The sequence below is a fragment of the Aquirufa ecclesiirivi genome (assembly GCF_011250515.1).
GTDB lineage: Bacteria > Bacteroidota > Bacteroidia > Cytophagales > Spirosomataceae > Aquirufa > Aquirufa ecclesiirivi.
The window spans coordinates 42,825-55,781 of sequence record NZ_JAANOP010000007.1; the positions used below are offsets into that span (position 1 = coordinate 42,825).

The 12,957-nt window shown below is 39.5% G+C and carries 9 protein-coding genes; 7 read left to right on the top strand and 2 right to left on the bottom strand.

Features of this window, described 5'->3' with window-relative positions; all coding sequences use genetic code 11:
• Positions 1 to 28: 28 nt before the first annotated feature.
• Positions 29 to 1,234 carry a helix-turn-helix domain-containing protein gene (locus G9H65_RS10020; RefSeq protein ID WP_166375209.1) on the bottom strand — a complete coding sequence of 402 codons (1,206 nt, stop codon included), beginning with the start codon at positions 1,232 to 1,234 and terminating at the stop codon, positions 29 to 31.
• Between the two features lie 592 nt (positions 1,235 to 1,826).
• The gene (locus G9H65_RS10025; protein WP_166375210.1) at positions 1,827 to 3,203 is read right to left on the bottom strand and encodes a 3-oxoacid CoA-transferase subunit B; all 1,377 of its coding nucleotides are present in this window, start codon (positions 3,201 to 3,203) and stop codon (positions 1,827 to 1,829) included.
• A gap of 321 nt (positions 3,204 to 3,524) precedes the next feature.
• On the opposite strand from G9H65_RS10025, the gene eat reads away from it, so the two are divergent.
• The 7 genes from eat (at position 3,525) to G9H65_RS10060 (ending at position 12,938) form a co-directional block, all read left to right on the top strand.
• Positions 3,525 to 4,850 carry an ethanolamine permease gene (eat, locus tag G9H65_RS10030; protein WP_166375211.1) on the top strand — a complete coding sequence of 442 codons (1,326 nt, stop codon included), beginning with the start codon at positions 3,525 to 3,527 and terminating at the stop codon, positions 4,848 to 4,850.
• Positions 4,851 to 4,865: 15 nt separating this feature from the next.
• Positions 4,866 to 6,221: a glutamine synthetase family protein gene (locus tag G9H65_RS10035; RefSeq protein ID WP_166375212.1), complete on the top strand. Its 1,356-nt coding sequence runs from the start codon at positions 4,866 to 4,868 to the stop codon at positions 6,219 to 6,221.
• Positions 6,222 to 6,242: 21 nt separating this feature from the next.
• Positions 6,243 to 7,388, top strand: coding sequence for an iron-containing alcohol dehydrogenase (locus tag G9H65_RS10040; RefSeq protein ID WP_166375213.1), 1,146 nt, complete (start codon positions 6,243 to 6,245; stop codon positions 7,386 to 7,388).
• Positions 7,389 to 7,391: 3 nt separating this feature from the next.
• On the top strand, positions 7,392 to 8,105 hold the full coding sequence (locus G9H65_RS10045; RefSeq protein ID WP_166375214.1) for a gamma-glutamyl-gamma-aminobutyrate hydrolase family protein: 714 nt from the start codon (positions 7,392 to 7,394) through the stop codon (positions 8,103 to 8,105).
• Positions 8,106 to 8,108: 3 nt separating this feature from the next.
• A complete protein-coding gene (locus G9H65_RS10050) occupies positions 8,109 to 9,476 on the top strand; it encodes an aldehyde dehydrogenase family protein (protein ID WP_166375215.1) in 1,368 nt (455 codons plus the stop codon).
• 31 nt (positions 9,477 to 9,507) lie between these two features.
• Positions 9,508 to 11,517 (top strand): beta-L-arabinofuranosidase domain-containing protein, encoded by a 2,010-nt coding sequence (locus G9H65_RS10055; protein ID WP_166375216.1) that lies wholly within the window; start codon positions 9,508 to 9,510, stop codon positions 11,515 to 11,517.
• Positions 11,518 to 11,894: 377 nt separating this feature from the next.
• Positions 11,895 to 12,938, top strand: a complete 1,044-nt coding sequence (locus G9H65_RS10060) for an NAD(P)-dependent alcohol dehydrogenase (protein ID WP_166375217.1) — start codon at positions 11,895 to 11,897, stop codon at positions 12,936 to 12,938.
• Positions 12,939 to 12,957 lie beyond the last annotated feature (19 nt).

Below are 12,957 nucleotides of genomic sequence, written 5' to 3' on the forward strand. Positions count from 1 at the left end.
AAAAAAATCCATGAACATGTACTGAATTTTAAATTCCGCTCTTCATATCTTTCAAGTACTCAGAAGGAGTCTTACCCGTATTGTATTTGAACGCTTTAACAAAGTTAGATCTTGATAAAAAACCCGATGAATGAGCTAATGCCTCTAAGGTATTTTGTTGTGCCTTTCCAGATTGAATCAAGGTGATGATATGCTTCACTCTTAACTCATTTTTCCAATCATTAAAGCTCACCCCTAAATGATTGTTAAAATAATAAGATAATTGATAATAAGGGATTTTAGTGTCCTCAGCGATCATAGACAAAGAAAACCGACTTCTTAAATATGGCTCATCAACACAGTATTTAGCAATTTGATGGCCTATTTCCTCTAGGCGAAAATAAGGAACTTCATACGCTGTTGATACCGTCACACGCTTAACAGGTGGCGCAAAAGTAGACAATACCATCTCACCCTGAGCCCGAGAAGTAGTATGCTTTTTCTTTTTGTATTGCGGACCAAATAATACGTAAGGAATGAATAAAATGGATAAATTTTGTAAAGAATAAACCCAATATTTTATATCAAAACAAATGCTCAACACCATAGGACTGAACAAATTTCGATTCGAATCCCCAAGCTCAATATTATTAATTAACACTAACAAAGAAGCCGTATTCAGCAAAATATAAAGCACAATAATCAAGGCAATCCAAAGTATACTAACCTGATGTGTCACAAAATAATTCTTGATGCGACAACGACGGTACAAATAGAAACCCGTATAAAGAAAGTATCCAATAGTAAATATCGGACGTATCATGGATTGAACAAAAGTCGGAATAAACAGGTATTTAGCTTCGTACAAAGCCTCTGAATGCTCAGCAATTTTATGAGCTAAAATCAACTTCTCATCAAAAGAGGAAAATAAATGAGGCAAAATATTGATTAAGAACAGTACCGATACGACAACATGTAACCAGTCCTTATCCACCAATCTTTCCCTTCCGATAATCACCTTGACAAATAGAAAGAAAACTGGCCCCATGAGGAAATATAAAGGGCTGAAATTGATAGCAAACAAAGAAATCATGAATTCTGAGCGTGGCGTACTCGTCACGTCATGCACAATTCCAAAAATACTCGTTAAGAAATAAAAAATAGCTAAGAGAATCTTAGCATAAGCCCTTCCCTCCCTGTAAATGTAGAGCAGAAGAGCAACAACCAATCCTAAAAAAGAGAGATTTAGTATCATGAAAAATTATAGAACACGGAACAGTTTAATATTTTTTAGAACACGGAACAACCTACTAAAAGAGGTGTGTTACAAATGTAGTACGAAAAAATGAGAGTGCAAGGCCTCTTGAACTAATTTTTGTTCTCAATTTCAAATTAACTACTAAAATATATAATTTTATAAAGAATATATATAACATTTTATAACAACTACGGCGTACTCGAAAAAAAATTGAAAAATAATTTAAACTTATGTTTACATAATTTCAATAAAATAACATGACTATTTTAAAGTTAATCAAGAAAAAACACCGACATTCCTACTCATTTTCCAAAACGATATTGGATGTACGTTATACAAATTCCAATCTTAATATAGCAAAATGACGTTTCACATAAAGGCAAAATTGATTCATTTCTAGGCGACGAGAATCGAGTATTTAATGTGATGCTTAACAATGCATCGGAATACGCGATTCTCAGGCAATTAAATTTTTTCACATTTCAAACGAATTTGAACCCTATGGATCTACGGAAAAGATAAGAAAAGAATTTAATTAAATATTAAACTAAATATACAATAAACTAATTAGAAAAATTAGACAGAAATACTATTTAATAGCCATTTCTTTTACTTCTTCTCGAATAATCAAATAAGCTTCCGTAGCAGCTTGAATTTGCTCCACGCTTACACCTGGCGCTCGTTCTACAAGTAGAAATCCTCCCTCAGGTAATAGATCCATGACAGCTAAATCGGTAACCACTCGACGAACACAAGACTTTCCTGTCAATGGTAAATCGCATTTTTTCAACAACTTAGATCGACCGTCCTTGCTTTGATGTAGCATCGCCACTATAATGTTGGGGGCCGAGGCTACCAAATCCATGGCCCCACCCATACCTTTAACATGTTTCCCAGGTATTTTCCAATTGGCCAAATCTCCGTTTTCAGAAACCTCCATCCCCCCTAATATGGTTACGTCAATATGCGCTCCACGAATCATAGCAAAACTATCCACCGAACTAAATAAAGAGGCCCCAGGAATCATGGTAATGGTTTGTTTACCTGCATTAATTAATTCTGGATCTACTTGATTCTCTTCTGGAAATGGCCCAATGCCCAACAATCCATTTTCTGACTGTAATATTACCCGCATTCCCTTAGGAATGTAATTGGCCACCATCGTAGGAATACCAATACCCAAATTGACATAATCTCCATCCTTGATTTCTAATGCCAAACGCTTGGCAATGATTTCCTTTTTAGAATCCAATACAGATAAATGCAACAAATCATCCGTGGTGGTCCGATGTTCAATTCTTTTTTGATAATCCTTTCCCTGAAAAATTCGCTGTACATAGATGCCTGGCACATGTATTTCATCGGGTTCTAATTCCCCAATGGGAACTAATTCATCCACCTCCACAATGGTAATTTTACCCGCCTGTGCCATCATGGGATTGAAATTTCGAGCAGTTCCATGAAAAATCAAATTCCCTTCAAGATCTCCTTTCCATGCCTTCACGAGTGCGAAATCAGCGAATAAAGCCTCTTCCATCAAATAATCTTTCCCATGAAATGTTCGGATTTCTTTACCTATTGCTACTTCAGTACCCACCCCAGCTGGAGTAAAAAAAGCGGGTATTCCTGCACCAGCTGCACGAATTCGTTCAGCTAAGGTCCCTTGCGGTACTAATTTTACCTCCAAATCCCCTGATAAAAGTTGTTCTTCAAACAGCTCATTTTCCCCAATAAAAGAGGAAATCATGCATTTGATTTGCTTATTCTTCAACAAAATCCCCAAACCAAAATCATCTATTCCCGCCTCATTGGAAATACAAGTCAATCCATTGACTCCCATTCTGCTCAACTCAGAAATTGCATTTTCAGGAATACCTGCCAAACCAAAACCACCCACCATGATCGTAGCACCGGAAGCAACATCAAACAATGCCGATTGTGCATCTTTAAACACTTTATTCTTCATATCTCCTTTTTCAAGCTACAATACTAAAGAAATATGCTTATGATAAAAATGAAAAAAACGGCATATCTACCCAACAATAGAAGACATTGATCAGGTTTTGTGGCCCCAAAATCTCCTTCACGCCGCCAACGCTGTCAAGGTTTGGAACCTTGACAGCGTTAAACGTTCTTGCGTGAAACGATTTTCAAAGCACATAAATTGTCCAGCAAATTGATAATCAAAAGGCCTAATAATACCCCTAGAAGCCAATATGAATTTTGAGCTTTGGACATATTTTTCTAACTTAAAGTCTTATTACCTATTGCCTCTAAAACCTATATAATGAACCCAGAAAAGGAACCTGGATTAAAAAGAACCTTAAGCCCACTGATGTTGTGGGGACTAGGTGTCGGATACGTCATTTCCGGCATGTATTTTGGATGGAATCTTGGATTAGAAAAAGGTGGAACACTAGGCCTTGGACTAGCTACTTTATTGATCATTCTATTATATACGACCTTTACATTTTCTTACACCGAATTAGCCTGCGCAATTCCTAAAGCAGGTGGAGGGTTTGACTATGCCGGAAGAGCTTTAGGGCCTACTTGGGGATTTGTGGCAGGGATGGCTCAAACCATTGAATTTATTTTCGCACCACCGGCCATTGCCTTTGCCATAGGGGCATATTTCAATTTATTCTTTCCACAAATTCCGATCATTAGTATTGCCATTGCCTCCTATTTTTTATTTACGGCTCTCAATGCCTACGGGGTCAAAGCTGCTGCCATTTTTGAATTAACCATCACCATTCTGGCTGTAGGTGAATTACTACTTTTCGCAGGGATAACCTTGCCTGCTTTTGAGTTAAAACATCTGCAAAGCAATCCCCTACCCCATGGCTGGTCTGGATTTTTTGCTGCCATACCTTTTGCTATTTGGTTCTTTTTAGGCATAGAAGGGGTCGCCAATGTGGCTGAAGAAGCCATCAATCCTCAAAAAACAATACTAATTGGATTTGGATCCGCAATTTTGACTTTAGTAATCCTTTGTATGTTAACCTTTTTTAGTTCCATTGGGGTTAATGGCTGGGAATCCATCGTTTATCAAGCAGATGGCTCCTTATCCGACTCACCCCTTCCTTTGGCACTCAAGCATGTGGTGGGTGACAGTAATCTATTGTATCATTTATTAATTTCAGTAGGTCTTTTTGGTTTAATTGCTTCCTTCAATGGCATTATTTTAGCCGCTGGGCGCTCAACCTATGAATTGGGTAAAGTCAAAGCTGCTCCTCCTTTTCTTGGTCGTGTTCATAGCAAATTCCAAACTCCAGCCAATGCCCTGCTCGTCAACATGTCCCTTGGAATCCTTGCTCTTTTGACAGGAAAAACAGCTGAAATAATCACCATTTCTGTGTTTGGAGCCTTGACACTTTACCTCATTTCCATGGTTTCTATCTTGGTACTTAGACGGAATGAGCCCGAACTCGAAAGACCATTTAAAACACCCTTTTTCCCTTACTTTCCCTGGATTGCGCTGATTATTGCAGCTATTTCCATGATTTCCATGATGTACTATAATCCCGTTCAAGCGGGTATCTATTTTCTGATTTTACTAGGCACCAGTATCATTTATCGATTTTTTGGCCCTAAATTGACCCTCAAACCCTAATTTTCAATTTAGAAAATGACCTCTACTGAATTAAAAAACTACTTATCTGCCCATCCTACCTCGAAAGTAAAAATTGCTTTCACGGATATCGATGGGATTTTGCGTGGCAAATACATTTCCACCGAAAAATTCTTATCCATTCTTGAAAAAGGAACTACATTTTGCGATGTCGTTTTCGGCTGGGATGCGGCGGATGTATTGTACAGTCAAGGCAAAAAAACTGGCTGGCATACAGGCTTCCCTGATACACCGGCTCAATTGGATTTAAGTACTTTCCGACAAATACCTTGGGAAAACAACCTCCCTTTTGTACTAGGTGATTTTCTTGAGCATGACGGAAAACCTTCTACGGTGTGTCCCCGACAATTACTAAAAAAGATGATTGCAGAGGCTCAGGCCTTACATTTTACGCCCATATTTGCCCAAGAATTTGAATGGTTCAATTTTGCTGAAACACCAGATTCAGCCCAAGATAAGCATTACAAAAACCTGAAGCCCTTGAGTCCAGGCATGTTTGGCTATTCCGTTTTAAGAACCACGCTAAATAATCCTTTTTTCGATGATTTATTTGAACATCTCAAAGCCTTCCAAGTACCCATCGAAGGTCTGCATACTGAAACGGGGCCAGGTACTTATGAAGCCGCTATTGCCCATTCTGGTGCCTTAGAAGCTGCGGATAGAGCTGTTTTATTCAAAACCGCCGTTAAGGAAATTGCATATAAACATCAAATCATGGCCACTTTTATGGCCAAAATAGATGAAAATTTACCTGGCTGTGGCGGTCACGTTCACCAAAGTCTATGGGATGCCGAAGGTAAAACCAATCTCTTTTACGATGCCCAAGATCCCTACCATTTAAGTAAAACAGCGAAACACTATTTGGCAGGAATCCTGCATTGTTTACCCCATATTTTACCAATGTTTGCCCCGACCATCAATAGCTATAAAAGGCTGGTAGAAGGTGCTTGGGCTCCAACAACGCTGACGTGGGGGCTAGACAACCGAACGGTAGCCTTACGTGTGCTAAGTGCTGGAGCTAGTTCTTCGCGTATTGAAACCCGTGTCATTGGCGCGGATGTTAACCCATATTTGGCCATAGCTGCCTGCTTAGGTGCTGGATTATATGGCATTAAACATGAATTAGACCTACAAGAACCTACTACTGGCAATGGATATTTAGATTATTCCCACGGTAGTATTCCACATACTTTGATTGATGCCACCAAAAACATGCAGCAATCTGAGGTCGCCAATGAGATCTTTGGCAAGGAATTTGTCGAGCATTTTACCATGACCCGAACCTGGGAATGGCAACAACATTTAAAGTCGGTGACCGACTGGGAATACAAACGTTATTTTGAAATCATTTAATCAAGCCTATATTTTAAACACATGTCTTCATCCATTTTACAGTATAATTTCCCTACCACCATCCGTTTTGGTGCAGGAGCCATCAATGAAGTAGCCGATTATTTACTAAAAAATGATCTCAAAAAGCCTTTGGTGGTCACAGACCCCGTGGTGGCAAGTTTGGATTTTTTCAAATCCTTTATTAAATCGCTTGAAAAGAAAAACATCTCAGTAGAGGTCTTTTCTCAAATTCATAAAAACCCGGTAAAATCCGACGTTTACTTAGGAGTAGATTCCTATGATGCCAACCAACGAGATTCCATCATTGGAATTGGTGGTGGTGCGGCCATGGACGTAGCTAGAGCCATGGTTTTGCGAGTAAATCACCGAGAAGATCTATTTAAATACGATGATTTGATTGGTGGGGATATTTATGTCACCAATGATGTACCCCACTTTATTACGATTCCAACAACCGCTGGAACAGGTTCTGAAGTGGGTCGTAGCGCCATCATTGCGGATGATGTTACACATCAAAAGAAGATTCTTTTTTCTCCCAAATTATTGGCAAAAACCATCTTTGCTGACCCCATGTTGACCATGGATTTGCCGCCAGCGGTGACTGCTGCTACAGGTATGGATGCCTTAACGCATAATTTGGAAGCATATGTGGCAAAAATGTCGCATCCGCTGTGTGAAGGAATCGCATTAGAAGGCATTTCCTTGATTGCTAAATCCATGGAAAAAGCAGTCAAAAACCCTGATATTGAATCCAAAAGCAATATGCTCATTGCCTCTTTAATGGGTGCTGTTGCTTTCCAAAAAGGATTGGGTGTGGTTCATTCATTGGCTCATCCCATGTCTTCTTTATTGGATACCCACCATGGTTTGGCCAATGCTGTCAACCTACCCTATGGCATGAAATTTAACATCGCTGGTTTTGAGGAAAAATTCCGTCGCATTGCACGCACCTTGGAAATCAAAGATGAAAGTGGCGAAGGTGTGGTGAATTTCTTATTTGACTTAAATAATCGAATTGGAATCCCTCATCAATTACGTGAAGTAGGTGTTAAAGAAGAGCATATAGAGACTTTGGCTGATTTGGCTATTGCCGATTTTGCTCATCCAAATAATCCAAAGCCAGTAAGTAGAGAAGATTTCAAAAACCTGTATTTAGAAGCTTTATAAGTCATGAAAATCCGTTTGGGCATCAGTTTCAGTAGTACCAATTTCCAAAATTACCTCCGTTGGTTTGATCCCGAGGTGAATGCTGGAAAGGTAGAACTACTGGAACTGAAAGCTGAATCTAGTACGCTATCTGATTTTGAATCTTGTGATGGATTTGTCCTCAGTGGTGGATGTGATATCGATACAGCGCTCTATCAAGGAGCCGCTAATTATCCCCATAAACCCGATGAATTCGAAACCGAAAGAGATCATTTTGAGGCATCGATTTATCTATATGCTAAAAAACACCAAAAACCTCTTTTAGGAATTTGTCGTGGTATGCAATTAGTTCAAGTGGCAGAAGGAGGAAAACTCATTCAAGACTTGGGTGATGAAGCTAATTTGATTCATAAAAAATCAGGCAATACCGACAGAAAACATAGCATCCAAGTACATGAAGGGAGTCTTTTGGCATCCATTAGTCAGCAATCTTCAGGAGAAGTCAATTCAGCGCATCACCAAGCCATAGATTCCAATCAATTAGGCAACAACTTATTCATATCAGCTTGGTCTACGGATACCCATAGCCCAGAAGCTTTGGAATACCAAAATAAACAAAATCAAGCTTTTATGCTTTGTGTGCAATGGCATCCAGAACGTATGGAAGAAAAGGAAAAGAGCCCTTTCTCCGAAAACATTAAACAATCATTTTTAGCCTCGATCAATCATACGATATAAGATATGCAAGTTATAAACCCCGCCACCGAACAAGTTATTCAGGAATTAATTGAGGATAACGCAACTACTTTACAACAAAAATTTAGCCAATTACAACAAGGTCATATTGCTTGGGCTGCCAAGACTTTACCTGAGCGAATAGCTGTTGTTTTAAAATTTTCAAACCTTTTAGAAGAAAATTTGGAAGAATTAGCCGCTATTTTAAGTTCTGAAGTGGGTAAACCTCTTCAACAGTCGCGCAACGAAATCAATGGTGCCAGAGGTCGAATTCAATGGCTTTGTGAGCATGCTACAGCTTATTTGAAAGAAGAAATCATGTCGGACGGCTCAGGCATGCAAGAAAAAATTGTCTATGAACCATTAGGTGTCATTTGCAATATTTCTGCTTGGAATTATCCCTACTTGGTGGGAACCAATGTTTTTGTTCCTGCGCTTTTAGCGGGTAATGCCGTGATGTATAAACCATCGGAATATGCGAGTTTAACGGGTTTGTCCATTGCGAAATATTTCCATCAAGCAGGTGTTCCTGAGGATGTGTTCCAAATAGCCATTGGCGCAGGCTCCGTAGGTGCTAGTCTCTTGGACCTGCCTTTTAATGGCTACTACTTCACAGGTTCGTACCAAACGGGTCAAAAAATTTATACTCAAGTAGCTCCTAAGATGGTCCCTGTTCAATGTGAATTAGGTGGTAAAGATCCTTTATACGTTACGGATGAAGTACAAGACATCGCTGGAATTGCCGCAGGAACAGCCGATGGGGCTTTTTATAATAATGGACAAAGTTGCTGTTCGGTAGAACGAATTTACGTGCACGAAAAAGTCTACGATGCTTATGTTTCCGAATTTGTAAAAGAAGTCAAATCTTGGAAAATGGGCTCTCCTACGGAGTATGGCGTTTATTTAGGCCCTCTTTCCCGAAAAGCACAAATTTCTGTTTTGGAAAATCAAGTGAAGCAAGCGGTAGATTTAGGTGCAACAATATTAACGGGAGGAAAAGCGGTTACAGGTACAGGCTATTATTTTGAACCCACCGTTTTAGTGAACGTCAATCACCAAATGGATGTCATGAAAGAAGAATCTTTTGGACCCATCATTGGTATACAAAAAGTAAAAGATGATGCAGAAGCAATAGCTTTGATGAAGGATACCGCTTATGGACTTACTTCATCGGTATATAGTGTCAATGAAAACAGAGCGAATCAAATTTTAGCTCAAATGGATTCAGGAACTGCCTATTGGAATTGCTGCGACCGTGTAAGTGCTGCTTTACCATGGAGTGGTCGTAAACATTCGGGTTTTGGCGCTACCCTTTCGCATCAAGGTATTCGTGCTTTTACCAAGACAAAAAGTTATCATTTGCGACAGCCCTAGCACGGCTTTTGATCCACAAAACCTATGAACTATGAAAACTTTCCTATTAGCTAGCCTACTTGTCACATGTGGCCTTCAAGGCTCATTGTTGGCTCAGAAATCTCGCCTTAATCCACTGGCTTATGATGAGATTCCTTTGGGTCAAATACATCCGACAGGTTGGCTGAAACAGCAAGTGGACATCATGGTTAAAAATTCGACCGGGCATCTGGATGAAAATCATAAGAAGATTAAAACCGATAATGGCTGGTTAGGTGGCAAGGGCGATGATTGGGAAGAAACACCTTATTGGCTAGATGGCGCCTTACCAGCGGCCTATTTAAGTGGAGATTCAGTCTTAATTAAAAAAGTGCTGAACTATGTCAATTGGACTTTATCTCATCAGCGACCCTCTGGCTTCTTTGGACCTTATAGTAAATATGAGAAAGAAACAGGCAAAATGGCGGAAAATGGTGAGCAAGCAGCGGATTGGTGGCCAAGAATGATTATGCTGAAAATATTGCAACAATATTATCAAGTAAGTCATGATCCTCGGGTTATTCCATTCATGACCCAATATTTTCAATTTCAACTCAAGAATTTAAAAACCACTCCTTTAGTAAAGTATACCGAATGGGCTCAATCGAGGGGTGGTGATAACCTGATGGTGGTCTATTGGCTATACCGAAAAACCAAAGCACCATTTCTGTTAGAATTAGGCGATTTAATCTATTCGCAAACCACCAATTGGACCGATTTATTAGGTAAAAGAGATTGGGCTATTCAGGCAGCATACCAACAAAACGACCAGCGTTGGATGGACCGACATGCCGTTAATGTGGGAATGGGAATCAAATTACCCGCCATATATTCTCAATCGAAAAAAGACCCTTATTATTTAAAAGCCTTAAAAACGGGCTTTCGAGATTTAATGACCTTGCATGGCTTACCTCATGGCATGTTTTCTGGCGATGAAGATTTGCATGGAAATGATCCCATTCAAGGAACTGAATTATGTGCCACCACGGAAACCATGTTTTCTTTGGAGCAAGTTATTTCGATTACAGGAGATACCGAATACATGGATGCCCTAGAACGCATGACATTCAATGCTTTACCTGCCCAAATCACCGAAGATTTTAATGGGAAACAGTACTTTGGTATGGCTAATCAAGTCGAGGTAAAAAGAGGCGTCTATAGCTTTTCTCTACCTTTTTGGAGAGGCATGAACAATGTCTACGGACCCTATAGTGGATATACTTGTTGTACCGCTAATATGCACCAAGCATGGCCTAAATACATGTCCCACTTATGGTATGGCACTCCCGAAGGAGGTTTGGCGGCTTTGGTATATGGACCCAATCAACTTGAAACTACCTTAACCTCAGGAGTCAAGGTTCGCATTGAAGAAAAGACTAATTATCCTTTTGAGGATCAAATCCAGTTCATCATTCATCCTGCAAAAAAACAATCCTTCCCTTTGGAATTTAGAATTCCATCTTGGTGTGAAGAAGCTCGTATACTCCTTAACGGACAAGAATTACAAAGAGAAAAAGGAGGAAAAATCGCTAAAATCACTCGAGTATGGAATCCTGGAGATCAAATCACCTTACAATTTCCCACCAAAATCCGAACTCAAAACTGGGGAAAAAATTCGAGATCGGTGGAATACGGCCCACTCATCTTTGCACTTAAGATTCAAGAAGATTTCCAAAAAAATGTTCATCCCCAAGAAGGTGAGTATGTTGAGATATTACCTAAAAGCGACTGGAACTATGCGGTTTTGAAAAAATTTGTGGATAAGCCCGCTGAACATGCTGAACTAATCAGGAAGTCTTTCCCAAAGGATTTTCTTTGGAACCAAGCCAGTGCCCCGATGGAAATCGTTTTGGAAGGCAAAAAACTGCCCGATTGGAAGACAAATGCGGGTGTGGCTCACCAACCTATAACCACGAGAAACGGGGATTATTTAGGGCCTAGCGAGGAAAAATTAGAAAAAATCACCTTAATTCCTTTTGGATTTACCCGATTGAGGATCGTGGCTTTTCCCGTAGTAAAATAAAAATATCAAGCTGTTGATTTTTTGAAAAATCAGGATAATTTTTTGATGATTTCAACTTAGCTTTGACTATCAGCTTTGTTCAATAGTATTGTTAGTTAGTGTTGCTAAATAGCTTGTTAATAGCTTTGTCAGTTAGCTTTGTCAGTTAGCTTGTCAATGAGCTTTGTCAATGAGCTTTGTCAATGAGCTTTGTCAATGAGCTTTGTCAATGAGCTTTGTCAATGAGCTTTGTCAAATTTTGAAAATTTGACAAAGCTTAATACACGAAGCTTAATACACGAAGCATACAACACAATGCATACAACACAATACTTACTACGCAAAGCTTAATGAACAAAGCTTACTATACAAAGCTTAATACTTAAAACAACAATGATATGAATCCAGTAAAAAGTTATGGGGCAATCAACAAAGATGCAGCCATTGCACCCATGCAAATTGAACGCCGAGTATTAGGTGCTCATGATGTTTCCATTGATATTTTATACTGTGGCGTATGCCACTCCGATATCCACATGGCTCGTTCCGAATGGGGGCCTTCAGTTTATCCCATCGTTCCTGGCCATGAGATTGTAGGAATCGTCAAAGCCGTAGGATCTGCCGTAACCCAATTTAAAGTTGGACAAACCGCTGGTGTGGGGGTTTTTGTGGACTCTTGTCGGACTTGTCCGTCTTGTCAAGGTGGTCAAGAACAATATTGTGATAATAACTTCACTCCCACTTACAATGGCTACGAGCGTGATGGAAAAACACCCACTTTTGGTGGTTATTCTTCCAATATCGTTGTTGATGAAAAATACACCTTACACATACCTTTTACGGATCATTTAGATCAAGTAGCACCATTATTGTGTGCAGGAATAACCACGTATTCTCCACTTAAGTTTGCTGGAGTAGGTAAAGGACATAAAGTGGCCGTTTTAGGCTTGGGTGGCCTAGGTCATATGGGAGTAAAATTTGCTGTAGCTATGGGTGCGGAAGTGACCATGTTGAGTACCTCCCCTTCCAAAGAAGCTGATGCGAAACGACTAGGGGCTCATCATTTTGTGTTGTCGACCGACAAAGAACAAATGAAAAAATTGAGCAATCAGTTTGATTTCATTCTAAACACGGTAGCTGCTCACCATGACATGAATGCATTTTTACATCTTTTGAAATTAGAAGGAAAAATGCTGATTGTGGGAATCCCTCCAGAAGACCACCGCATAGCCGCTGCCAGTTTAATTTCGAAAAGAAGAAGTATCATCGGTTCCAACATTGGGGGTATTGCTGAAACACAAGAAATGTTGAATTACTGTGCAGAACACAACATTCTATCCGACATAGAATTGATACCTATGAATGAAATAAATGAAGCTTATGAGCGAATCATTAAGTCCGACGTCAAATATCGGTTTGTGATTGATATGAAGACCATTTAATTCTGAAATCAGAAAAGAG